This window comes from Streptomyces lanatus (assembly GCF_014655715.1).
Taxonomy (GTDB): Bacteria; Actinomycetota; Actinomycetes; order Streptomycetales; family Streptomycetaceae; genus Streptomyces; species Streptomyces lanatus.
In genome coordinates this window covers 67,472-88,779 of record NZ_BNBM01000015.1, presented here as the reverse complement: position 1 = coordinate 88,779, position 21,308 = coordinate 67,472, and the positions used below count along the sequence as shown (strand labels likewise).

General features: G+C 71.4%; 25 protein-coding genes and 3 tRNA genes. 18 read left to right on the top strand and 10 right to left on the bottom strand.

Features of this window, described 5'->3' with window-relative positions; all coding sequences use genetic code 11:
* Positions 1–2: 2 nt before the first annotated feature.
* Positions 3–269 (top strand): GlsB/YeaQ/YmgE family stress response membrane protein, encoded by a 267-nt coding sequence (locus tag IE325_RS32440; protein WP_190073680.1) that lies wholly within the window; start codon positions 3–5, stop codon positions 267–269.
* Positions 270–382: 113 nt separating this feature from the next.
* On the opposite strand, the gene IE325_RS32435 is transcribed toward IE325_RS32440, so the two are convergent.
* A complete protein-coding gene (locus IE325_RS32435) occupies positions 383–871 on the bottom strand; it encodes a YajQ family cyclic di-GMP-binding protein (protein WP_190073679.1) in 489 nt (162 codons plus the stop codon).
* A gap of 137 nt (positions 872–1,008) precedes the next feature.
* Between IE325_RS32435 and IE325_RS32430 the strand changes: the two genes are divergently transcribed.
* The 3 genes from IE325_RS32430 to IE325_RS46310 all read left to right on the top strand — a co-directional run bounded on the left by IE325_RS32430 (position 1,009) and on the right by IE325_RS46310 (position 2,159).
* Positions 1,009–1,141: transfer RNA gene (locus IE325_RS32430), tRNA-OTHER, on the top strand.
* A gap of 266 nt (positions 1,142–1,407) precedes the next feature.
* Complete coding sequence (locus tag IE325_RS32425; RefSeq protein ID WP_190073678.1) at positions 1,408–1,869, top strand: hypothetical protein; 462 nt, start codon at positions 1,408–1,410, stop codon at positions 1,867–1,869.
* A 77-nt stretch (positions 1,870–1,946) separates the two neighbouring features.
* Positions 1,947–2,159 carry a hypothetical protein gene (locus IE325_RS46310; protein WP_229912151.1) on the top strand — a complete coding sequence of 71 codons (213 nt, stop codon included), beginning with the start codon at positions 1,947–1,949 and terminating at the stop codon, positions 2,157–2,159.
* A gap of 22 nt (positions 2,160–2,181) precedes the next feature.
* Here IE325_RS46310 and IE325_RS32420 read toward each other — a convergent pair whose 3' ends face one another.
* Together IE325_RS32420 and IE325_RS32415 are read right to left on the bottom strand one after the other, a co-directional pair.
* A complete protein-coding gene (locus IE325_RS32420) occupies positions 2,182–2,838 on the bottom strand; it encodes an SDR family oxidoreductase (RefSeq protein ID WP_190073677.1) in 657 nt (218 codons plus the stop codon).
* A 310-nt stretch (positions 2,839–3,148) separates the two neighbouring features.
* Entirely contained in the window at positions 3,149–4,411 is a 1,263-nt protein-coding gene (locus IE325_RS32415) for an amidohydrolase family protein (RefSeq protein ID WP_190073676.1), read from the bottom strand.
* Between the two features lie 232 nt (positions 4,412–4,643).
* On the opposite strand from IE325_RS32415, the gene IE325_RS32410 reads away from it, so the two are divergent.
* From IE325_RS32410 to IE325_RS32375, 8 genes are all read left to right on the top strand, one after another.
* Positions 4,644–4,716: transfer RNA gene (locus IE325_RS32410), tRNA-Thr, on the top strand.
* Between the two features lie 46 nt (positions 4,717–4,762).
* A tRNA-Met gene (locus IE325_RS32405) sits at positions 4,763–4,835 on the top strand.
* An 89-nt stretch (positions 4,836–4,924) separates the two neighbouring features.
* Complete coding sequence (rpmG, locus tag IE325_RS32400) at positions 4,925–5,089, top strand: 50S ribosomal protein L33 (protein WP_003948671.1); 165 nt, start codon at positions 4,925–4,927, stop codon at positions 5,087–5,089.
* Between the two features lie 135 nt (positions 5,090–5,224).
* Positions 5,225–5,689, top strand: coding sequence for a MaoC family dehydratase N-terminal domain-containing protein (locus IE325_RS32395; RefSeq protein WP_190073675.1), 465 nt, complete (start codon positions 5,225–5,227; stop codon positions 5,687–5,689).
* 6 nt (positions 5,690–5,695) lie between these two features.
* Positions 5,696–6,124: a MaoC family dehydratase gene (locus tag IE325_RS32390; RefSeq protein WP_190073674.1), complete on the top strand. Its 429-nt coding sequence runs from the start codon at positions 5,696–5,698 to the stop codon at positions 6,122–6,124.
* Positions 6,125–6,428: 304 nt separating this feature from the next.
* Positions 6,429–7,982 carry a class I adenylate-forming enzyme family protein gene (locus IE325_RS32385; RefSeq protein WP_229912150.1) on the top strand — a complete coding sequence of 518 codons (1,554 nt, stop codon included), beginning with the start codon at positions 6,429–6,431 and terminating at the stop codon, positions 7,980–7,982.
* A gap of 158 nt (positions 7,983–8,140) precedes the next feature.
* Entirely contained in the window at positions 8,141–9,355 is a 1,215-nt protein-coding gene (hemA, locus tag IE325_RS32380) for a 5-aminolevulinate synthase (RefSeq protein WP_190073672.1), read from the top strand.
* Positions 9,356–9,441: 86 nt separating this feature from the next.
* Positions 9,442–10,956 (top strand): long-chain-fatty-acid--CoA ligase, encoded by a 1,515-nt coding sequence (locus IE325_RS32375; protein WP_190073671.1) that lies wholly within the window; start codon positions 9,442–9,444, stop codon positions 10,954–10,956.
* A gap of 72 nt (positions 10,957–11,028) precedes the next feature.
* Here IE325_RS32375 and IE325_RS32370 read toward each other — a convergent pair whose 3' ends face one another.
* Complete coding sequence (locus tag IE325_RS32370) at positions 11,029–12,213, bottom strand: FAD-dependent oxidoreductase (protein WP_229912149.1); 1,185 nt, start codon at positions 12,211–12,213, stop codon at positions 11,029–11,031.
* Between the two features lie 347 nt (positions 12,214–12,560).
* Here IE325_RS32370 and IE325_RS32365 point away from each other — a divergent pair, with 347 nt between their 5' ends.
* From IE325_RS32365 to fabG, 6 genes are all read left to right on the top strand, one after another.
* The gene (locus tag IE325_RS32365; protein WP_190073669.1) at positions 12,561–13,292 is read left to right on the top strand and encodes a 4'-phosphopantetheinyl transferase family protein; all 732 of its coding nucleotides are present in this window, start codon (positions 12,561–12,563) and stop codon (positions 13,290–13,292) included.
* The gene (locus IE325_RS46305; RefSeq protein WP_229912147.1) at positions 13,273–13,992 is read left to right on the top strand and encodes a helix-turn-helix transcriptional regulator; all 720 of its coding nucleotides are present in this window, start codon (positions 13,273–13,275) and stop codon (positions 13,990–13,992) included. Before IE325_RS32365 ends, IE325_RS46305 begins: the two co-directional genes overlap by 20 nt.
* Before the next feature lie 18 nt (positions 13,993–14,010).
* Positions 14,011–14,625: a TetR-like C-terminal domain-containing protein gene (locus IE325_RS32355; RefSeq protein WP_190073668.1), complete on the top strand. Its 615-nt coding sequence runs from the start codon at positions 14,011–14,013 to the stop codon at positions 14,623–14,625.
* 187 nt (positions 14,626–14,812) lie between these two features.
* Complete coding sequence (locus IE325_RS32350) at positions 14,813–15,280, top strand: PaaI family thioesterase (protein ID WP_190073667.1); 468 nt, start codon at positions 14,813–14,815, stop codon at positions 15,278–15,280.
* 24 nt (positions 15,281–15,304) lie between these two features.
* A complete protein-coding gene (locus tag IE325_RS32345) occupies positions 15,305–15,814 on the top strand; it encodes a flavin reductase family protein (RefSeq protein WP_190073666.1) in 510 nt (169 codons plus the stop codon).
* Positions 15,815–15,841: 27 nt separating this feature from the next.
* A complete protein-coding gene (fabG, locus tag IE325_RS32340; protein WP_190073665.1) occupies positions 15,842–16,564 on the top strand; it encodes a 3-oxoacyl-ACP reductase FabG in 723 nt (240 codons plus the stop codon).
* 55 nt (positions 16,565–16,619) lie between these two features.
* Here the strand turns inward: fabG and IE325_RS32335 are convergent, their stop codons facing one another.
* Genes IE325_RS32335 through IE325_RS32310 form a run of 6 tightly spaced genes read right to left on the bottom strand, consistent with a single transcriptional unit; the run spans position 16,620 to position 21,056 of the window.
* Positions 16,620–17,726: an LLM class flavin-dependent oxidoreductase gene (locus IE325_RS32335; protein ID WP_229912176.1), complete on the bottom strand. Its 1,107-nt coding sequence runs from the start codon at positions 17,724–17,726 to the stop codon at positions 16,620–16,622.
* 5 nt (positions 17,727–17,731) lie between these two features.
* A complete protein-coding gene (locus IE325_RS32330; protein ID WP_190073663.1) occupies positions 17,732–18,424 on the bottom strand; it encodes a beta-ketoacyl synthase chain length factor in 693 nt (230 codons plus the stop codon).
* Positions 18,421–19,656, bottom strand: coding sequence for a beta-ketoacyl-[acyl-carrier-protein] synthase family protein (locus IE325_RS32325; RefSeq protein ID WP_190073662.1), 1,236 nt, complete (start codon positions 19,654–19,656; stop codon positions 18,421–18,423). Before IE325_RS32325 ends, IE325_RS32330 begins: the two co-directional genes overlap by 4 nt.
* Positions 19,646–19,900: a hypothetical protein gene (locus IE325_RS32320; RefSeq protein WP_190073661.1), complete on the bottom strand. Its 255-nt coding sequence runs from the start codon at positions 19,898–19,900 to the stop codon at positions 19,646–19,648. Before IE325_RS32320 ends, IE325_RS32325 begins: the two co-directional genes overlap by 11 nt.
* Positions 19,897–20,175: an acyl carrier protein gene (locus IE325_RS32315; RefSeq protein ID WP_190073660.1), complete on the bottom strand. Its 279-nt coding sequence runs from the start codon at positions 20,173–20,175 to the stop codon at positions 19,897–19,899. The genes IE325_RS32320 and IE325_RS32315 overlap by 4 nt, the downstream gene beginning before the upstream one ends.
* A 59-nt stretch (positions 20,176–20,234) precedes the next feature.
* Entirely contained in the window at positions 20,235–21,056 is an 822-nt protein-coding gene (locus tag IE325_RS32310; RefSeq protein WP_190073659.1) for a 2-amino-3,7-dideoxy-D-threo-hept-6-ulosonate synthase, read from the bottom strand.
* Positions 21,057–21,308: the final 252 nt, after the last annotated feature.

Below are 21,308 nucleotides of genomic sequence, written 5' to 3'. Positions count from 1 at the left end.
GCATGACGATCATCAGCTGGATCATTCTGGGGCTGTTGGCCGGGGCCATCGCCAAGTTCCTGCTGCCGGGCCGCGACCCGGGCGGCTTCATCGGCACGACACTCATCGGTGTGGCGGGCGCGTTCATCGGCGGCTGGATCTCGGCCCGCTGGCTGGACCACCCGATCACCAAGGACTTCTACGACGGCGCGACCTGGGCGTCGGCGATCGGTGGCTCTCTGGTGCTGCTGATCGCCTACCGCCTGTTGTTCGGCCATTCCCGCAGCTGAGCGGGGCAGCACAGGGCGACACCTCCGGACCGCGGCCAGCAGGCGAGAAGGGTGGGCACTCACAGCGGAGCGCCCACCCTTTCTCGTAGATCCGGCTCAGGCGGATCGGTTGCTCACCGGTAGTTCACGAACTGCAGGGCGAAGTCGAAGTCCTTGCCCTTCAGCAGGGCGATGATGGCCTGGAGGTCGTCCCGGCTCTTGGAGCTGACGCGCAGCTCGTCGCCTTGGACCTGGGCCTTCACGCCCTTCGGGCCCTCGTCGCGAATGATCTTCGCGACCTTCTTCGCGTTCTCCTGGGAGATGCCCTCCTCGATCGACGCGAAGATCTTGTACTCCTTGCCCGAGAGCTGGGGCTCGCCCGCGTCCAGGGCCTTCAGGGAGATCCCGCGCTTGATCAGCTTGGACTGGAAGACGTCGAGGACAGCCTTGACCCGGTCCTCGGAGTTCGCCTCCAGCAGGATCTTCTCCCCGGACCACGAGATCGAGGCACCCACGCCCTTGAAGTCGTAGCGCTGCGAGATCTCCTTGGCGGCCTGGTTGAGGGCGTTGTCGACCTCCTGCCGCTCGACCTTCGAGACGATGTCGAAACTGGAGTCGGCCATGTCCTGTGGCTCCTTGTATCGGGGTGCGTGTGAGGTGCGTATCAGCGGGCGTGGGGGTGTCCGCCGAGCCGGGGCAGGCCCCGGACCGCATCCGGACAAGCCTAGCCACCCGGCGTCCCCCGGGAGGCGATCAATCGGGTGGCGAAGCACCCCTCGGCATCGGGTATTGTTTACGTCGTTGCCAGGGAGCACCGCCGAAAGGCGGTTCGAACGGCAGCAAACCCCGGCGGTGTGGCTCAGCCTTCCCAGGTTCGAATCCTGGCGCCGCCACGCTGAGGAAGACCCCCTCTGATCAGGTTACTTACCTGGTCAGAGGGGGTCTTTTCAGTGCGCGCCCCCAGATGCCCCAGGGGAGAGCTTGATCACTCCGGCTCGTTCCGTTCCCGAAGTGCTGCGTTGAACCGGCGACTTGAGCCCTGCCCCGCAGAGGGGTCGCCACGGCCTGGGCGTGGGCGTCATGGGTCAGTGGTGCGGGCTGTTAGTGGATCAGTCGCGTGGGGTAGGGCACCGGTACTTTTTATCCGGCGGGGGGCGACGTGAACGACTTTTTCGGGCTGATCGCATCATTTGGTGTGGTGGCGTCGCTGCTCATGTCGACATGGCAGGCGCGGGAACTCGCTCGGCAAACCGCCATAAACAACGGTATCGCTGGCGCGACTCATATCTACAACGGTTTAGAGCGCATCCAGCATTTCGAAGGATTCATTATCGCGGAACCGTGGCTCCACGCTCACTTCTATGGAGGTGCGGGCATCCCCGCAGATGAGGCCCAGCGTGTCCGCGTTCTCGCGTTGGCTCGCATACTTGCCGACGTGGTTACTTACGGCCTCATGATCGGCTCTCTCAATCCCCAGATGCGGGGGTACGACGGATGGAAGAACTTTGCCCTAGTGGTGCGCGGTACGTCACCGGCGCTGGTCCAGGTCGTGAATGAGAATCCGGAATGGTGGCCTTCTCTCGTGGCGCATTGGGCGGCAAATCCGGAGCCGGTGGGCTGAATGAGGGGTAATGATTTCGGCCTGATCGTCGAAGATCACGGCGCCGTGCGGAGCGGTGCTCGGGGCACACTGGCCCCATGAGCACGCGTCGTAGAAGTTGCCCCGAGTGTCGGCGGGAGATCGCCGTCGTCGCCGGTCGGTTCGCGCGGCACGATCCGGCGGGCGCGCGGGGGAGTGGGGAGCTCGTGTCGTGTCCGGGATCACGGCGTATGGCGGAACTCGGGGCCGCGCAGCCCGCGTTGGACGGGTACGTGGTGCCCGAGTTCCCCGGTCAGCTTCCGTTGTTCTGAGCCCAGACCCTCGCGCTCGTCCTCAGTTTCCCGCTACCGACTTCACTGCCACCGACACCGGAGCCGAGCCGCTGATCAGTTCCAGGGTCAGGCCGGTCGTCGCGGGGGTGTCGAGCAACTCCGCCAGTACGGCGGCCACATCGTCGCGGGGGATCGGGCCGCGGCCGGTGTGGGCCTCCAGGCGGACCTGGCCGGTGCCGGCGTCGTTGGTGAGCATGCCGGGGCGCAGGACCGTCCAGTCCAGGGCGTCCAGGCCGCGGACGTACTCGTCGGCCGCGCCCTTGGCGCGCAGATAGACGTCGAAGATGTCGTCGCCCTCGTGCCGAGGGCTCGCACCCATCGACGACACGATCACGAAGCGCCGTACGCCCGCCCGGACCGCCGCGTCCGCGAAGAGTACGGCCGCGTCCTTGTCCACCGTGTCCTTGCGGGCCGAGCCGCTGCCCGGGCCCGCGCCGGCCGCGAAGACCGCCGCGTCCGCGCCGCGCAGACCGGTCGCGACCTCCTCGACCGAGGCCGACTCCAGGTCCAGCAGGAGGGGTTCGGCACCGGCCTCCCGCAGGTCGTCGCCCTGTTCGGCCTTGCGGATGATTCCCACGACCTCGTTCCCGCGTGCGGCGAGCAGCTTCTCCAGCCGCAGTGCGATCTGACCATGACCACCAGCGATGACAATGCGCATGTTTCCGACCGTACGCCCGGACGACCGCATCCGCCGCACGACTTCAGCCACGCCCCACCGCACCGGGGGCGCGCATCACCGGTCCGCGTCCCGCGCATCTCCGGTCCGCGTCCCGCGACACGCGAGCCGTCGGCGCCCGAGCCCCGCATCCACGCCGACCGCGCGCAGAGGGGCGCTCACCGCAATCGCGCCCGCCGGGTCAAAGGGGCGCGCTCACCGCAATCGCGCCCGCCCGGTCAAAGGGGCGCGCTCACCGCGAACGCGCCCGCGCCCGCCCGGTCAACCCACCTCCGGCGCCCACGCACACCCCTCACGACAGCTCCCCCCGCCCCTGCCGAGGCAACCCCAACTCCGCGGCCACGGCCGAGTTGCAGTACTCCCGCACCGCGCTCGTCCGTGCCACCACACGCCCCCGGTGCACCACGATGCGGCTGTAGGCCAGGGACAGCGCACCCGACAGCCGGTCCCCGCGTACGGCGAGCAGTTCGGCGGGGAAGCCCGCCTCCACCCGTACCTCGGGCAGCCCCAGTGCCGCACGTGCCGACGCGCTCACACAGTCGTACGCGTCCTCGGGGCGCAGGCCGTGGCGGGAGGCGAGGAGGTACGCGGCCTCCAGGGGGTCTCCTCGGCCCACCGGGTTCGACACGTCCCGCAGGGCGCCGCTGCCGGCCGCGACGCGTACGCCGGCCGAGCGCAGCAGCCGTACGGGCGCCGTGGCCCGTCGTTCCACGCCGCCGCAGCCGCCCTGTGGCAGGCAGACCACCGTCACCCCGGCCGCGGCGAGCTGGTCCGCGGTGCGGGAGGCCACCTGGGCGGGCAGGCGGCCGAGGCCGCCACACGGGCCGAGGGTCACGCCGGGGCGCAGTCCGCCGGCCATCGCGGCGAGGCGGGACAGCCGGGCCGGGTCGGTGGCGTCGGTGTGCAGGTCGACGGGGCAGCCGTGCTCGGAGGCGACTTCGAGGACCGCCTCCACATAGCCCGTCGGATCGGGGTCCAGGTCGGGGCAGCCGCCGACCACCGCCGCGCCCATCTTCAGCGCGTCCCTCAGCATCGCGAGCCCGTCAGCCCCGGCCACACCGGTCAGCAGCCGGGGCATCGCCACCGTCGTCAACTCGGTGAGCCCGCGCAGCGAACGGCGGGCCTGGAGTACGGCGGCGAGCGCGTTCAGCTCCTGGATCTCGCCCACGCGCACATGTGCCCGCAGCGCGGTCGCGCCGTGGCCGAGCTGGAGCAGGGCGGCCTCGGTGGCCCGGCGCTGGACGTCATGCGGTTCGTAGGAGACCGGCCCGCCCTCGTCGGCGGAGAGGGCGGTGTCGCCGTGGGCGTGCGGCTCGGCCGGGGCCGGCAGGAGCAGATAGCCGCCGAGGTCCACTCGGGCGCCGCACGCGCGTGTGCCGCCCGCCAGGCTCCCGGCGGTGCCCACCGCCTCGATGCGCCCGCCGTCCAGTCGTACGTCCACGGTCCTGCCGTCGGTGAGCCGGGCCCCGCACAGCAGCAGAGCACCCGGGTCGGCCGGGCCCGACGCGCCGGACGAGGACGACGAATGGGGCGGCTGGGGGTGGCTGTCGGGCATCGCGCTCCAGAGGCAAGATCACGCAGAGTGAGTCCGAGCCTAGGGCGGCCATGGGGCCCTGGCGCGCAGGAGCGCAATAGTCGTACCGGTGTGGTTCACCGGGCGGGAGCCGTGTCCGCGGTACCGCGGTGGCCTGCGAGGCGGCTGTGCGGGCCGCCCGAACAGCCCCGCCCGGGGGCCGCGAAACGGATTTGGGTGAACGGCGGCTGAGCGTGTAATGTCTTCATCGCTCGCCCCAATAGCTCAGTCGGTAGAGCGTCTCCATGGTAAGGAGAAGGTCTACGGTTCGATTCCGTATTGGGGCTCTGGTGTGGGAGGTTCCCGCCGCAAGGCGGGGACTGATCGCATCACAGCGGTGTAGCTCAGTCGGTAGAGCAAGCGGCTCATAATCGCTGTGTCACCGGTTCAAGTCCGGTCACCGCTACTGACAGTAGCCGATTGCGGGGTCGGTCCTTCGATCGGCTACTCTTCTATGCGTTAAACCATCCCATCCGTTCGTCAAGGAGCACTCACGTGGCTGCCACCGACGTCCGCCCGAAGATCACGCTGGCCTGCGTGGAGTGCAAGGAGCGGAACTACATCACCAAGAAGAACCGGCGTAACAACCCGGACCGTCTTGAGATGAAGAAGCACTGCCCGCGTTGCAACGCGCACACCGCGCACCGCGAGACGCGATAAATCAGGCTCGTACGCGAGGCCGTCCCCGATTGTGGGGGCGGCCTCGCGTCGTTTCAGGTCCGGTTACCGGTCGGTTCCGGCCGGCCCAGGCGAACCAGCAGGTCAACCGCAGCAGACAGCAGGAGGTGCCGAGCCATGGCGCTCGACCAGTCCTTCGTGGGGCGGAGCTACCCGCCCACCGAGCCCTATGAGGTGGGCCGGGAGAAGATCCGTGAGTTCGCACAGGCCGTGGGGGACACCAATCCGGCGTACAGCGACCCGGAGGCCGCCAAGGCGCTCGGTCACTCCGATGTGATCGCCCCGCCGACCTTCGTGTTCTCGATCACCTTCAGGGCGGCCGGGCAGGTCATAGAGGACCCGCAGCTCGGCCTGGACTACAGCCGTGTCGTGCATGGTGACCAGAAGTTCGCCTACGCCCGCCCGGTGCGCGCCGGTGACCGGCTGACCGTGACCTCGACCATCGAGGCGATCAAGTCCATGGCGGGCAACGACATCCTGGACATCCGCGGCGAGGTCCACGACGAGGCGGGGGAGCATGTCGTGACCGCCTGGACCAAGCTCGTGGCCCGTGCGGTGGGCGCCGGAGAAGGGGAGGCCTGAGCGGCTATGACGGCGAAGATTGCGTACAGCGACGTCGAGGTCGGCACCGAACTGCCCGCCCAGAGTTTCTCCGTGACCCGTGCCACGCTCGTGCGGTACGCGGGGGCGTCGGGGGACTTCAACCCGATCCACTGGAACGAGAAGTTCGCCAAGGAGGTCGGGCTGCCGGACGTCATCGCGCACGGCATGTTCACCATGGCCGAGGCGATCCGGGTGGTCACCGACTGGACCGGCGACCCGGCGGCGGTCGTCGAGTACGGCGTCCGGTTCACCAAGCCCGTCGTCGTCCCGAACGACGACCAGGGCGCCACGATCGAGGTCAGCGGCAAGGTCGCGGTCAAGCTCGACGACAACAAGGTCCGCGTGGACCTCACGGCGACCAGTGCCGGGCAGAAGGTGCTGGGGATGTCGCGGGCGGTCGTACAGCTGGCCTGACCAGGCGGTTGTGCCCGAGGGGCAGTACCGGGAGTGCGAGGGGGATCGCGCGCCCGGTACTGCCCCTCCGGCGTGTCAGGGGGTGCTGTGCTCGTGCGGGGTCCCCATCCGGAGAGGTCGGGCGGTGTGCGCGGCGCCGCGTCCTTCAGGCACGCCGATCGTGGATTGTGGCCCGTCCCGGCCGCGGCGAAGCTTGGCTGCGTCGATGGAGGACAGCGGGGCCCTGCCGCAGGGCGCCGCGCGCTGAGTCGGGGTGGGCATGGGGGAGACGGACGGTCGGCGGGCAGCGCACTCGGGAGCTGCCGTGGACACGACGGGCGGCTATGTCGCCCAGATCATGTCGGTGCTCGAGACCAATCTGAAGTCCACCGTGCTGAGCCGGCGCGGACAGGATGTGTCCGCCGGGGAATTCGTGGGCGCGGTGGACCGGGTGACGGACGACCTCCGGGCACTCGGAGTGGGCCGCGGGAGTGTGGTCGCGATCCTTGTCGCGCCCAACAGCCCCGAGATGTTCTACGTGCGCTATGCCGCTCACCGGCTCGGCGCCGCCGTGTGCCATCTGCGGACCACCAACCCCGGTTCGTCGGCCCGGATGCTCTCCGCGGACGCCCAGCTGCGGATGCTGATCGACACGTCGGCGTCCGTGCTCCACGCGGACCCGGAGAACGCCGAACGGGCCCGTGAGCTGGCCCGGCGCGCCCCGGACCGCTTCGTCCTCACGGGCTTTCCGGGTGCCGGAATCACCCGCGGTGCCGAGCCGCCGCAGGCCGCCGCCGAGCACGGGCAGCCCGATGTGTGGGATCCGCAGGCGCTGGCCATCATCGCCTTCACCAGCGGAAGCACCGGGCAGCCCAAAGGAATACGGCAGTCGGGGCGGGCCTGGGAGGGCACGGTACGGGCGACGATGACCGCCGTCACCGAACCCGAGCCGCGCATGCTGGTCACCACGCCGCTCAGCCACACCGTGGGGCCGATGGCCGACGCGGTCCTGGCCTGCGGCGGCATGGTGGTCCTGCTGGAGGAGGCCGAGCCCGACGCCACCCTCAGAGCGCTGGAGCGGCACCGCATCACCAGGACGTTCGTGGCCACACAGCACCTGTACCAGCTGCTCGACCACGAGCGGATCGACCGGACCGACCTCTCCGCGCTGCGGCTGCTGATCTACAGCGGCTCCGCCGCGGCACCCGCCAGGATCGCCGAGGCGGTGCGCGTCTTCGGGTTCGCGCTCGTCCAGGGCTACGGGACCAGCGAGGGCGGCCGCATCACCCTGCTCGACCCCGGGGAGCACCAGGACGAGACGCTGCGCTCCACCGTCGGCCGGCCGTTCCCCGAGGTCGAGATCAAGGTGTGCGACCCGGACACCGGGCAGGAGAAGCCGGTCGGGGAGACCGGTGAGGTGTGGATGCGCTCGCCGCACGTCATGGACGGGTACTGGAACGATCCCGGGCTCACGGCCCAGGTGCTGCGCGACGGCTGGTACCGCACCGGCGACCTCGGCAGCCTCGACGACCGCGGCTATCTGAGCCTGCTGGACCGCCTCTCCGATGTCGTCAAGACGCAGGGCGTGAAGGTGTATCCGGCGGTCGTGGAGCGGGAGATCCTCGCCCTCGCGCCGGTCGCACAGGCCGCCGTATTCGGCGTGCGGGACGCGGATGGCGCCGAGCATCTCCATGCCGCGCTGGTGGCCCGCCCCGGCGCACGGCTCGACACCGAGGCGCTGCGCGCCGCGGTCGCCGGGACGCTGTCGCCGCAGCACGCCCCTGAAGTCGTCCATGTGCTCGACGAGTTGCCGCTCAACGCCACCGGCAAACCGGACAAACAACGGCTGCGCGCCCTCGCGCCGGCCAGGACGCGCTGAATCGGGCGCCACCACGAGTGAAGCCGCGCGACCCGCCACGCCGGGTGAGCGCGCTCCTCGGCATGCCGCCCGCGCCCCGCAAGCCCCGCACCACCCCGCCATCTGCCCACGGTCGTGCTCACGGTCGTACGGCCACCACCAGAGAGTGAGTTGACGTCATGAATCAGCATGTGGAGCTCTTCCGCCAGGAGATGGAGGGATTCGCCCCGCATCAGCGGCAGTTCCTGGAGATCGGCCGGCGCGCGGGGCGGTTCCCGAGCGCCGTCGCACGGCAGGGGAGCGAGCGCACGGACGCCGAGATCAGCGTGTGGTGCAGCAACGACTACCTCGGCATGGGCCAGCACCCGTCGGTGCTCTCCGCGATGAAGGAGGCCATCGACACCTACGGCGCCGGCTCCGGAGGCTCCCGCAACATCGGCGGGACCAACCACAACCACGTTCTGCTGGAGAAGGAACTCGCCGCGTTCCACGGCAAGGAGGCCGGGCTGCTGTTCAGCTCCGGCTACACCGCCAACGACGGCGCCCTGTCGGTGCTGGCCGGTCGTCTGCCCGGCACGATCGTCTACTCGGACGCCCTGAACCACGCCTCGATCATCGACGGACTGCGGCACAGCGGCGCCCAGAAGCGCATCTTCCGGCACAACGACACGGCTCACCTCCAGGAGCTGATCGCGGCGGACCCGGCCGACCGGCCGAAGCTGATCGTCCTGGAGTCGGTGTACTCGATGTCCGGTGACGTCGCGCCGCTCGCCGAGATCGCCGACATCGCCGAGCGGTACGGCGCCAGCACCTTCCTCGACGAGGTGCACGCCGTCGGCATGTACGGCCCCGAGGGCGCGGGCATCGCCGCACGCGAGGGCATAGCCGACCGGTTCACCGTGATCATGGGCACCCTGGCCAAGGGCTTCGGCACGGCCGGCGGTTACATCGCCGGTCCCGCGGCTCTCGTGGATGCCGTACGCGCCTTCTCGCGTTCGTTCATCTTCACCACCTCGCTGCCGCCGGCCACCGCGGCGGGCGCCCTCGCCGCGGTGCGCCATCTGCGCTCGTCCGAGGTGGAGCGGGAGCGGCTGGGGGCGAACGCGCGGCTGCTGCACCGGCTGTTCGACGAGCGGGGCATCCCGTACATCTCGCCGATGTCGCACATCGTCTCGGCGTTCGTCGGCGACGACGCACGCTGCCGCGAGGCCTCGGCGCTGCTGCTGGAGCGGCACGGCATCTATGTCCAGGCCATCAACGCGCCCAGCGTCAGGGAGGGCGAGGAGATCCTGCGCATCGCGCCGTCCGCGACGCACACCTCACAGGACGTGGAGAAGTTCGCCGACGCCCTCGACGGCATCTGGCAGGAGCTGGACATTCCGCGGACCTCCTGAGCGGGGCGGTGGCCGGAGCCGTGGGTCGTCTCGGGTCACCGCTCTTTGTCCCTTCCCTTCGTTTACGACAGTTCCGCGGAGGTCTCATGACTCTCTCCGTAGCCTCGGTTCTCGCCGAGTCCGCGTGGCGCAGGCCAGACCATACGGCGCTGGTCCACGGCGCGGAGCGGGTGACGTACGCCGAGCTGTGGCTGCGTGCGCGCCGGTACGCGGCGGCGTTGCGCGGCCGGGGCGTGCGCGCCGGTGACCGGGTCGCCGTGCTGGTGCCCAACGGCCTGGACTTCCCGGCCGTGTACTACGGCGCACTCGCGCTGGGCGCGGTCGTGGTTCCGGTGAACGCGCTGCTCAAGGCACCGGAGATCGAGCAGGTGCTGCGCGACTGCGGCGCCCGGCTGCTGGCCTGCGCCCCTTCGCTGCACGGCACGGGCGGTCCGGCGGCAGGCGCGGCCGGGGTCCCGCTGTTCGAGGTCGGCGAGGCGGGCGTGGCGGGCGTCGAGCCGATCGAGCGGCTGGTGCCGACCCGGCCCGACGACATCGCCCTCGTGCTGTACACCTCGGGGACCACGGGCCGGGCCAAGGGCGCGATGCTCACCCACTTCAACGTGACCATGAACATCCAGACCGGCATGGAGTCGCCGTTCGCCTTCCGGCCGGACGACGTGCTGCTCGGCTGTCTGCCGCTGTTCCACACCTTCGGGCAGATCTGCGGCATGGGCACCTGCTTCCGGGCCGGGGCGACCATGGTGCTGATGGACCGGTTCGAGGGGGCGGGCGCGCTGGACCTGATGGTGCGCCACGGGTGCACCGTCGTGATGGGCGTGCCGACGATGTACCTCGCGCTCCTCGACGCCGCCCGCTCCGACCCCCGGCGACCGGAGCTGAACCGGGCCTACTCCGGGGGCTCCGCGCTGTCCGTGGCGACGCTCGACGAGTTCGAGGCGGTCTTCGGGTGCCCGGTCTACGAGGGGTACGGGCTGACGGAGACCTCCCCTTGCGTCTCGTACAACCAGCCGGGCATGCCGCGCAGGCCGGGCAAGGTGGGCCGGCCCCTGTGGGGTGTGGAGGTGGAGATCGCCCGGCAGGACCTGGAGGGGCGGATCGAGCTGCTGCCCGCGGGGGAGGTGGGCGAGGTGGTGATCCGTGGCCACAACGTGATGGCCGGGTACCTCGGCCGGCCGGAGGCGACCGCGGAGGTGCTGGTCGACGGCTGGTTCCGGTCCGGCGACCTCGGGGCGCTGGACGCCGACGGGGCGCTCACCCTGGTCGGCCGTAAGAAGGAACTGGTGATCCGCGGCGGGTACAACGTGTATCCGCGTGAGGTCGAGGACGTCCTCGCCCACCATCCCGCCGTGGCGCAGGCCGCCGTCATCGGGGTGCCGGACGCCCGGCACGGCGAGGAGGTGTGCGCTGTGGTCCGGGTGCGTGAGGGGTACGTCGCCTCGGACCGCCTCGCCGGTGAGATCCGGGAGTGGGGGCGGGAGCGGCTGGCGGCGTACAAGTACCCGCGGCGCATCGAGTTCGTGACGGACTTCCCCCTCGGCCCCAGCGGCAAGATCCTCAAACGGGAGCTGCTCGGGAGGTATGCGGCGGCGGTGCGGTGAGCGGCCGGACACGACGAGCGGGGCTCCGGGCGCGCAGCGCACCTGGAGCCCCGCCGGGGTGCGGAGCCCGGATCAGCCGGACGCCGCCAACTGTCCGGCCAGGGCCGGGTCCAGGCGGGTCATCGCCTCGATGAAGTCCTCGTGCGCGCCCCGCGTGGGCGGGGCCGGGCTGTACGAGCGCAGCGGCTGGAGGTTCCACTGGAAGTCCTGGAGCTTCTCCACATGCGGCCGTCGGATGCGCTCGTAGTCGTCGACGCGGGTGCCGTCCCCGGTGGTGAGCGTGTCGTGGACGGCGCGGGCCAGTGAGGCGCCGTCCTGGAGCGACTGGTTGAGGCCCTGGCCGCCCAGGGTGTGCAGGCCGTGTGCGCTCTCGCCGAGCACGAGCACCCGGCCGGCCCGCCAGCGGTCGGCCCGCCAGAGGGAGAAGGCGAGCCGGATCAGGGGCGACACCCGGTCCCGCGACCGCTCCAGCCAGTCCGCCAGCTCCGGGTCCACGGAGCGGAGCTGCTCGGCCAGCGCCGCCGGGCCGCCCTGCTCCAGCGCCTCCTCCTGGTCCCGGTCCGGCGACCAGACGACGGCGAGGGACTCGGGCGGGATCGGGATGGTGAACAGCGCGGCCGGGGCCTGGTGCCGGACGAGGAGGACGGGGTCGCGGCCCGGGACGTCGGGCGTGACCACGAGCCACGCGGGGCGGTCGAAGGTACGTACGTCGAGGCCGATGCCGGTCAGCTCGCGCAGCGCCGAGGCCCGGCCGTCCGCGGCGACGGCGTAGGCGGCACGGATGGCGCCGCCGGTGGTGGTCAGCCGTACCCCGTCGTCGTCCTGCGTCAGTGCGGTGACGCTCACGCCGGTGTGGACGCGGACCCCGGGCTCGTCGCGCAGCCGGGCCAGGAGTGCCTGGACGAGGGTGCCGGTGGTGACGGTCAGGCCATGGGGGCGGGCGATGCCGGGGTGGTCGGTGTAGCGCCAGCGGGAGAGCAGGCCCGTGGTGCCGTGGTCGTCCACGCCGAGGACGCGCCGGCCGTCCCGGATCAGCTCCTCCTCCACGCCCTGCTCCGCGAGGAGCTGGAGCGTGGGCGGGGCGAGGAGCGGTGAGATGCCGGCGCCGGCCGGCTCGAACTCCTCCTGCGGCGAGGCCAGCACGACCGTATGGCCGTGGCGGGCGCACAGCAGCGCCGCGAAGAGCGCTGTCGCGCCACTGCCGACCACACAGACGTCGGCCTCGATGTCCGGTCCCGGCGGGGATTGGGTGCTCAACTCGGTTCCTCTCCTCCTGCTCACGCCGACTGGGTCAGCAGCATCCTCGTCGCGGCAGGGCGGACGGGCCGTGCCCGCAGGGACGGCGACTTCCGGCTGCCCACGGGGCCACCCGGCGGGTGGCCGAACGGGCACCCTGAGCGGGGCGGCAGGGGAATTCTCCATTCCGGGAACTACAGAAAAATTACAGTGGCCCCGTGTTGCATGGAACTCGGGCTGGCGCCGAGACTTTTCGATGACGATCAGATTCCGGTCGGCCCGCTGAACGTGAGGGAAAAGGTGGGGGAGGAATTCTCGTGAGAACGACGCTCTGTTTTCCCGGTGCCAAGTAGCCCGTTTCGCCGCCGGTGACCGGCACCCTGACATTGTGGTCGGGCCGGTCCGACGGCCAGTCGTGCGCCGTGGATCTGGATGTCCTGTCGGCCGAGGAGCAACGGAGGTTCTCGGCTTTCCATGATCCGGTGCGCGCCGCGCACTTCGCCGCCGCGCACGCTCAGGTTCGGCGCCACCTAGGCCGGCTCCTCGGCATGGAGCCGTGGGAGATCAGGTTCGCCCGGCATCCTTGTGCCGGCTGCGGCCGGGTCCGCCATGGCCGGCCCTACATCCAGTATCCGGAAACGACCTGGGAGTTCAGCCTGTCCCGATGCGGTCCGCGATGGCTGTGCGCCGCCGCGAACGGAATCCGGGTGGGCGTCGATCTGGAGCGCGTGCGCGCCACGGACCACGGCACGCTCGCGGCCGGGGTACTGAGCGAGCACGAGCGGGAACATCTGCGCGGCGCCGCGCGGGAGAGCCGGAACACCGAGTTCATGCGCTGCTGGACACGGAAGGAAGCCGTGGTCAAGGCGAGTGGGATCGGGGTCGAGGCGGACCTGCGCACGGTGGGCGTACAGCCGTGGTCGCGGATCGCGAAAGTGAATCATCGCGTTCCGGGTCATGACATCGGAGCGTGGCTGGTGCTCGACCTGCCACCTGTCGAAGATTATTGCTCGGCTTTTGCCGTTCAGTCCACACCACAGTCCATACAAGAATTGTCACTTCTTTTTGGGGGAGAAGAAAGTGTTCACCCGACCGGATGAGAGCAGCCTCAAAATAGCGCTGATTCTCGAGAACGAGGTCAGCAGGTACGGCGTCGAGGGCATGCTCCGCCGTCTCGGAAGCGTCCACAGCGTCCTGAGCTTCAACACCGGCGACGAGGCCCTCGCCTCGTGCGGTGCCGATGCCTTCGACCTCGTGGTGGTCTCGGGCGCGGAGCTCGCCGCCACCCAGAACCTGGCCGCCACCGAAGGGCTCAGCGCCCGCGACGTACGGCTGCTGCTTCTCGTCGACGCAGCCGACGGGGTCGATCTGCCGCAGAGCGCGCACTCCTGTGTGCACGCGCTCGTCGACTGGGCGGGTCTGACCCCGGAGGTCTTCGCCGACGCCGTCTCCGACGTCATGGCCGGCAAGTTCTATGTGTCGGCCACCCTGGCCCGCCGGGTGCTGCGGCAGACCGGGCCGGCCGCGGCCGAGGCACGGCCCTGGGGCGCGCCGGGCACCATGCTCACGCCCCGTGAACTGGAGGTGCTGCACCTGGTCGCCGAGGGCCTGAGCAACAAGCAGGCCGCCCGGCGGCTGCAGATCTCCGAGCACGGGGTGAAGCGCCTGGTGGGCAATGTGCTCGCCAAGCTGAACTGCCCCAACCGCACGCTCGCCGTCGTCCGTGCCATGGAGGACGGCCTGCTCACCGGCCTGGGGCGGGCCATGGCCACGCCGCAGTCGGCGACACGTGTTGCCTAACGGGTATAGCCTGGGCTAATGGCTGATACGACCCCGGAAGGCCCGGAAGCCGCCGGCAAGCGCACCGATCCCCGAGTCCTCAGGACCCGGGCACTGCTGCGGGCCGCGGCACTGGAGCTCGCCGCCGAGCGTGAGCTCGCGACCATCACCATCGCCAACGTGGCCGAGCGGGCGACCGTCAACCGCGCCACGGTCTACCAGCACTACCCGGACCTCGACGCGCTGATGCTCGACTCGATGGAGGACCAGCTCGCCAAGCTGGTCGGCCTCGCGGCGGACTGCCCGCTGGTCGTCCTGCCCGACGCGATGCCGGACGAGTTCGTCCAGGTCTTCCGTCATGTGGAGGCGGACGCGACGCTCTACCGGCGCATGCTCGGCCCGTGCGGGTCGGCCCGCTTCGTGAACCGGCTGCGCCAGCTGCTCGCCGAACAGGTCGCGCGACAGCTGGCGCAGGCCGGCGCCGGCAGCCCCGACGACATCGGCGTCGAGCTGCGGGCGCACTGCTCGGCGGGTGCCTTCATCGGCCTGATCTCCTGCTGGCTGCTGCATCCGCGACCGCTGCGCGCCGAGCAGGCGGCCGAGCACGCGTGGGGCGGTCTGCACCTGGTCAGCAGCAGACCGGCACAGGTCTAGCCCCGGCCCACGTCCCGTACATCCCGTCCCGCTCGCCGGGGCGGGATGTTCCGCGTTCCGGGACCTCCCCGTTCCGCCGCCCTGGCCTGCCCGAACGGTCAGCTCGGTGGAGTCTTGGCCGTTCACGCCGCCCCGAGGACCGTGGAGATGCGCACCACCGCGCACCACGGCACGGGGAGAGGGGCCCATGGGGAGCAAGAGTCCGACAGCAGACGCGAGGCCGGACGGAGACGGCGTGGCGCCGGAGGTGCCCGACCGCAACGTCATCGTCGCCCCGCCCTCGCTGGCCGGCGAGCAACTGGCCACCCGTATGGGGATCGAGGTGGTCTCCGCGGAGCCGGAGCGGGTGGTCGCGACCATGCCGGTGAGCGGCAACATGCAGCCCTTCGGCTGGCTGCACGGCGGGGCCAACGCCGTCCTCGCGGAGACCCTCGGCTCGGTCGCGGCCGGCCTGTGGGTGGCGCCGCGAGGAGCCGTCGCGGGACTCGAACTGTCCTGTACGCACCACAGGTCGGCGCGCTCCGGCCGGGTCACCGGCGTCTGCACGCCCCTGCATCTGGGCAGCCGGGTGGCGACGTACCAGATCGAGATCACCGACGACAAAGGGCGGCCCACCTGCACGGCCCGCCTGACGTGTCTTGTCCACAAGCGCTGACGAGCCGAAACGAAAGGCGGATCAATGGTGTCCACGCAGGCGGCACCGCCGGACCCGCGGGCGTTCCGGGAGGCCATGGGCCACTTCCCGACGGGCATCGCCGTGATCACCGTAGGACACGGCGCCGGCACCGAGGCGATGACCGCGAGCTCGATCGCCTCGATCTCTCTCGAACCGACCCTCGTCCTGGTGAGCGTGAACAACGGCGGACGGCTCGTCCCGGCCATCGACGCGGCCGGCGGCTTCGCCGTGAACGTACTGGCCCAGGACCAGGGCGAGTTGTCCCGCCGGTTCGCGGCGCGCGACCGGCCCGGCGGCCTGGTGGCCGAGCGGCTGCTGGGCGGCACCACCGGTCCGGGCGGGCATCTGCTCGTGCCCGACGCGCTGGTGTCCCTGGAGTGCACCACCGCGCACCGGTATCCGGCCGGCGACCATCTGCTCTACCTCGGCCGGGTGGAGACGCTCGGCGTGGCCGAGGAGGTCCGTCCGCCGCTGGTCCACCACCGCGGCTCCTATGCGCGGCTGTCGGCCTGAAGAGGGCCGTGGAGGAAGGGATTAGTGATGACAGATACGGCACGGCAGGCACGCTCGGTCCTCGTCACCGGCGGCAACCGGGGCATCGGACTGGCCGTAGCCCGGGCGTTCGCGGCACAGGGCGACAAGGTCGCGGTGACGCACCGCGGTTCGGGCGCGCCCGAGGGGATGCTCGGCGTCAAGTGCGACGTCACCGACGCCGATCAGGTGGCGCGGGCGTTCGACGAAGTGGAGGCGGCGCAGGGGCCGGTGGACGTACTGGTCTCCAACGCAGGGGTCACCGACGACAAGTTGCTGCCGAGGATGAGCGACCCGCAGTTCTTCCAGGTGCTCGACACCAACCTCGGCGGCGCCTTCCGCACCGCGCGCCGCGCCTCCGCCGGGATGCTGCGCCGGCGCGCGGGACGGATCGTGTTCGTCTCCTCGGTGGCGGCGCTGCGCGGTTCCCTGGGCCAGACCAACTACGCGGCGAGCAAGGCCGGCATCGTCGGTCTCGCCCGGTCCCTGGCCCGCGAACTCGGCTCACGGGGCGTCACCGTCAATGTCGTCGCCCCCGGCCTGGTGGCCACCGACATGACGGCACAGCTGCCCGACCGGACGCGGGCCCGGATGACCGAGGACATCCCCCTGGGCCGGGTCGCGGACCCGGCGGAGGTGGCCTCCGCGGTGCTCTGGCTGGCCTCCCCGGGGGCGTCGTATGTGACCGGTGCGGTGGTGCCGGTGGACGGCGGACTGGGGATGGGTCACTGAGAGGCGCACGAGAAGGGGCCGCCGGGATCTTCCCGGCGGCCCCTTCCTCACCTGTTCACTGCTGCCGCATCGCCGCCAGCGCCCGTGCCGCCTGCTCCGACGTCCAGTCGTAGGAGTCGGTCACGCCCTTCAGCGCGCCCGTGAAGTGGGGTGCCACGAAGCGGGCGAGGTATTCGAAGCTGCGCTTCATGGGCTCGCGGTCGGCCCAGTCCATGACCGTGACCAGCAGATGGCCGAAGCCGCCCGTGATCTCCTGGATGTCGCGGATCGCCTCGACGCACTCCTCGGGCGACCCCACGATCACCCCGCGCCGGTCGATGGCCTCCTCCAACGCCTTCACGGCGTCGGCGCGCGAGTGCACGGGCGGCGCGCCCACCAGGGACCAGTACCCGTTGCGGTAGCGCTGCCAGCCCTCGACGATCTCGTCCAGGGCCCGCCCTCGGCTCTCCGACACATGCACGGCCAGCGTCACCCGCCAGTCGGCCCGGTCGAGCGTACGGCCGTGCTCCTCGGCCGACTCCTGCGCGTGCTGCCACTGGCCGACCAGGTCGCCGATCTGGCTGCCGGGCCGCGGCGGCATCCCGAAGGAGAGCGGCGAGATCCCGTACTGCCCGGCGAGGCGCATCCCGAACGGCGAGGTCGCGCTGGACACGGCGACGGGAAGAGCACCCCGGGGCCGCAACTGCAGCCGCGCGTCGCGCAGTTCGAACCAGTCCGTACGGTGCGTGACCGGCTCGGAGCCCTCCAGCAGGCGCATGATCACGTCCAGGGACTCGGCGGTACGACGCCGGGTGTCGGCCGGGTCGATGCCGAGGAAGTGCATGTCGGAGGGGATCGAACCGGCCCCGACGCCCAGGGTGAAACGGCCCCGCGTCAGGTGGCCCAGCTGCACGGCCCGCGACGCCACCATGAAGGGGTGGTGGTACGGCAGGCTCACCACACCCGTGCCCAGCCGGATGTGCCGGGTCCGCTCGGCCGCGGTGGCGAGGAACAGCTCGGGGGAGCTGACGGTGCCCCAGCCGGCGGAGTGGTGCTCGCCGACCCAGAGTTCGTCGTAGCCGAGGCGGTCGAGCCACTCGGCGAGTTCGAGGTCGCGCCACAGGGACAGCGCGGGGTCCTCGCCGAGCGGGTGGAGGGGGGAGAGGAAGGCGCCAAAGCCCATCCGGTTCACTTGCTGCTCCTCAGGTCGTGGTCGGTGATCAGCTGTACGAGCGGGGCCAGCCAGCCGTACTGCGGCCATGAGCGCGACTTCGGGGCCGCCGTCCCCTCCCCGCCGCGGCGCAGCAGCAGCGCCACCGCCGCGTCGCCGTACGGCAGCGGCCCGAACCCGCCCTGCTCGTCGACCCGTTCGTGGATCCAGTCGACGCGCTCGTTGGCCGCCGTCTCGACGCCGACGACCAGCACCTGGTCCGCGTCGTCCTCCGCCAGCAGCAGATCGGCCAGGGTCAGTGCCTCGGCGGCCGGGTCGGCGCCGGTCGAGATGCAGCTGATCGGTCCGGTGATGCCGTACTGCCTGGCCAGATGGCCGAGGACGGACGTGGTCACCGACTGGAAGAACAGCAGCGGGCTGTGCACCTGGCCGGCCACCAGCCGCTGGGTGGCCACGTCGGATGTCGTGGTGTCGCCGTAGGTCGTGGCGAGCACGATGGCGGTGCGGTCGGCGCGGCCCGTGGTCAGGTCGTGCGGTGAGCCCGGCTCGCCGAGGCAGTCCACGACTACGTCGGCGATCAGCGGGTTGAACCGGGACAGGACGAAGCCCGTCAGACCGGGCAGTTCGGCGGGCGCGGCGCCGGGCAGGCCGTCTGCGGCCGGCCCCCAGGGCACCCGGCAGGCCCCCGCCGCTACGAGTGAGGTGGTCATGCGCCGTCCCTTCGGGAGTTCCCCGGCAGGCTCAGCACGAGCGCCGCGTTCACCCCGCCGAAGGCCGCGTTGAGCGACAGGGCGTGGGTGGCACGGGACGGGCGGGCCTCGCCGGGCACGTAGTCCAGATCGCAGCCGGGGTCCCGCTCGCGGAAGCCGATCGTCGGCGGCAGCACCCCGTCGCGCAGCGCGAGCAGGGTGATGACCGCCTCCACCGCGCCGGTGGCCTCCAGCATGTGGCCGGTGCTGCTCTTGGTGGAGCTCACCGGGACCTGCGGTTCGTGGGCGCCGAAGATCCGGTGCAGGGCCGCGGTCTCCGCGACGTCGTTGAGCGGGGTGCCGGTGCCGTGCGCGTTGACGTAGCCGATCCGCTCGGGGGTGAGACCGGCCCGGCGCAGCGCGGTGTCGGCGGCGCGTGCCAGGCCCGCTCCCCGCGGATGCGGCTTGATGACGTGGTACGCGTCGGCCGCCATGCCCCAGCCCGCCACCTCGGCGAGCGGCTCAGCCCCGCGGGCGCGGGCCCGCCGTGCCGACTCCAGGACGAGCACCGCCCCGCCGTCGCCCTGGAGCAGCCCGGCCCGGCCGGCCGAGAAGGGGCGTACGACGCCCTCCCGGCTCAGTGCCTTGCCGGAGTCGAACTTCGCGAAGACGTCCTCGGTGACGAGGTAGGCGCCGCCGCACACCACGGTGTCGGCGAGGCCGCGCCGGATCAGCGCGGCGCCGTGCGCGATGGCGTTGGTCGAGGCCACACAGGCGTTGACGAACGCCAGCCGCGGCCGGCCCAGACCGAACGCGGTGCCGAGTGTCTCCGCGAGACGGCCCGGCATGCTGTCCAGGGTGCGCGGGTCCTCGGGGCCCCGGCCCTCGGCCTGGTCGGTCCAGAATGAGCGGCTCGCACTGTGGTCGCCGTTGGTGCCGATCAGCACCGGTGCGCCGGCCGCGTCGGTGCCGGCCATGCGCAGTGCCTCGGCCGTGCAGGCGTACAGGACCTCCGCCTGCGTCGGTGTGTAGCCCGGCTTGACCGGGACGCCGGGGATCCGCGGGCCCCCGCCCTCGTACGTCGCCGCCTTCTTCGCGTGGAACGGCGTCACGTCGAAGCGGCTCACCGGCACGAAGCCGGGCCGTCCGCCGAAGACCCCGTCGCGCACGGCGTCCGCGCCGAAGCCGAAGGCGGTGACCACGCCGAAGCCGGTGATCACCACCACGTCGGACGTAGTGCTCTCAGCCACCATGCCGCGCGCCCTCCGTGTCCCGTATCAGCCGGTCGAGGTTGCCGCGCAGCGCGCCGATGGTGTCGCTGGCGGCGAGTTCCTCCTCGTCGTCCGGGCCCACGACGATGCCGTGGCGTTCCTCCAGCAGATGGACGAGCCAGACGAAGGTCAGCGAGTCGAGGCTGAGCTCCGTGTCGGAGTCCCACTCCTCGAGCAGCTGGCCGCTCTCGCGCAGCAGCCCGGCCACCTCGTCGTCCGTGATCACTTGGCCGGGCTCCCCGCCGCGAGGCGCGTACGCCGGTCGACGACCGCCCGCACGAAGGCGCCGAGATCCGGGACGAGTTCGGGCTCCAGCTCCTCCTCGGGCAGCTCGATGCCGTATTCGCCCTCCAACTGGAGGACCAGCTCGATCATGGCCAGCGATTCGAGTCCCAGGCCCTCCTCGCCGAGCGGGAGGGCGTCGTCGACCCGCTCGGGCACCGGGAGATTGATGACGTCCCTGACCACGGTCAGGATGAACTCTCGGGTCTCCTCATGCATGGCGTTCTCCGTGAGTCGTCGTCCGCGCGCTTACGCGGCCGGATGTGCCGGGTGGATGGTCAGGTGGCCGGGACCGGTTCGGCGGCGCCGAGGGCCCCGGCGGGGGCGGACTGTGTGGTGCCGTGCACCACGGCCGAGAGCGTGCGGATGACCGCCGCGGGCGAGCTGCTCTCGAAGAAGTTGCGCCCCACGGCGAGCCCGCTGCACCCGGCCGCGACGGCGCCGCGGGCGTAGGCGGCGAGGCCGGCGTCGCTGCGGCTCGGCCCGCCCGCCACCAGTACCGGGATGGGGCAGCTCTCGACGACGTCCGCCATCCGCTCCAGGGGCTCGGCCCAGGTGGTCTTGGCCAGCGAGGCGCCCAGGTCGGCCGCCACGTTCACGACATGGGAGAGCAGCGCGGGGTTGTGCGGATCGCTGATCCGCGGCCCGCGCGGGTACACCATCGCGAGCAGCGGTACGCCCCAGCGGCGGGCGGTGTCGGCCACCGTGCCGAGGTCCGCCAGCTGCCGGCTCTCGGTGTCGGAGCCGATGTTGACATGGACGCTGACGGCGTCCGCGCCGAGCTGGATCGCCTCCTCGACGTCGCCGACCAGGACCTTCGCGTCGGCGTCGGCGGCGTGGGCGGTGCTGGCGCTCAGATGCACGATGAGCGAGCAGTCGCGCAGCAGGAGCGGATCGACGGTCGCCGCCCGCCCCTTGTGCACGACGATGGCGTCCGCGCCGCCTGTCACGGCCATGCGGACCAGCGTGTTGAACCGCCCGGCGGCGACGATCGGGCCGTCGGCCACCGAGTGGTCCAGCGGCACGAAAAGATGGCGTCCCGCGCGGTGCCGGGACAGCCGTGCCAGGCGGACCGCGAGTCCACCGGACTTTGGTGTCATGACCCACCCCCAGGTGAAAGAGCCGGAATTGCCGGTCAGGAGCGGGTGCGGGGCCCGGGCGGGCCCGCGGTGCCGAACAGCCTGATCCGGTGACCGAGTCTCGCCGGGACCGCGCGGGGAGCGACCCCTCGAACGGACTGCCTCTGCGAGTGCGCCGCGGGGCGCCGGACGAGGTAGCCGGTCGGCCAGCCCGAAGGCCGGGGCCGGGCCCGCCCCTCGGCGTGCCCACCGTGCCGCCCGGCGAGCCGCCCA

Coding starts and splice junctions, on each gene's coding strand:
- IE325_RS32440 (WP_190073680.1), top strand. CDS start 3: ATGACGATCATCAGCTGGATCATTCTGGGGCTGTTGGCCGGGGCCATC.
- IE325_RS32335 (WP_229912176.1), bottom strand. CDS start 17,726: ATGGGCTTTGGCGCCTTCCTCTCCCCCCTCCACCCGCTCGGCGAGGAC.
- IE325_RS32310 (WP_190073659.1), bottom strand. CDS start 21,056: ATGACACCAAAGTCCGGTGGACTCGCGGTCCGCCTGGCACGGCTGTCC.
- IE325_RS32420 (WP_190073677.1), bottom strand. CDS start 2,838: ATGCGCATTGTCATCGCTGGTGGTCATGGTCAGATCGCACTGCGGCTG.
- IE325_RS32415 (WP_190073676.1), bottom strand. CDS start 4,411: ATGCCCGACAGCCACCCCCAGCCGCCCCATTCGTCGTCCTCGTCCGGC.
- IE325_RS46310 (WP_229912151.1), top strand. CDS start 1,947: ATGAGCACGCGTCGTAGAAGTTGCCCCGAGTGTCGGCGGGAGATCGCC.
- fabG (WP_190073665.1), top strand. CDS start 15,842: ATGACAGATACGGCACGGCAGGCACGCTCGGTCCTCGTCACCGGCGGC.
- IE325_RS32390 (WP_190073674.1), top strand. CDS start 5,696: ATGACGGCGAAGATTGCGTACAGCGACGTCGAGGTCGGCACCGAACTG.
- IE325_RS32355 (WP_190073668.1), top strand. CDS start 14,011: ATGGCTGATACGACCCCGGAAGGCCCGGAAGCCGCCGGCAAGCGCACC.
- IE325_RS32350 (WP_190073667.1), top strand. CDS start 14,813: ATGGGGAGCAAGAGTCCGACAGCAGACGCGAGGCCGGACGGAGACGGC.
- IE325_RS32345 (WP_190073666.1), top strand. CDS start 15,305: ATGGTGTCCACGCAGGCGGCACCGCCGGACCCGCGGGCGTTCCGGGAG.
- IE325_RS32375 (WP_190073671.1), top strand. CDS start 9,442: ATGACTCTCTCCGTAGCCTCGGTTCTCGCCGAGTCCGCGTGGCGCAGG.
- IE325_RS32330 (WP_190073663.1), bottom strand. CDS start 18,424: ATGACCACCTCACTCGTAGCGGCGGGGGCCTGCCGGGTGCCCTGGGGG.
- IE325_RS32325 (WP_190073662.1), bottom strand. CDS start 19,656: ATGGTGGCTGAGAGCACTACGTCCGACGTGGTGGTGATCACCGGCTTC.
- IE325_RS32435 (WP_190073679.1), bottom strand. CDS start 871: ATGGCCGACTCCAGTTTCGACATCGTCTCGAAGGTCGAGCGGCAGGAG.
- IE325_RS32395 (WP_190073675.1), top strand. CDS start 5,225: ATGGCGCTCGACCAGTCCTTCGTGGGGCGGAGCTACCCGCCCACCGAG.
- IE325_RS32315 (WP_190073660.1), bottom strand. CDS start 20,175: ATGCATGAGGAGACCCGAGAGTTCATCCTGACCGTGGTCAGGGACGTC.
- hemA (WP_190073672.1), top strand. CDS start 8,141: ATGAATCAGCATGTGGAGCTCTTCCGCCAGGAGATGGAGGGATTCGCC.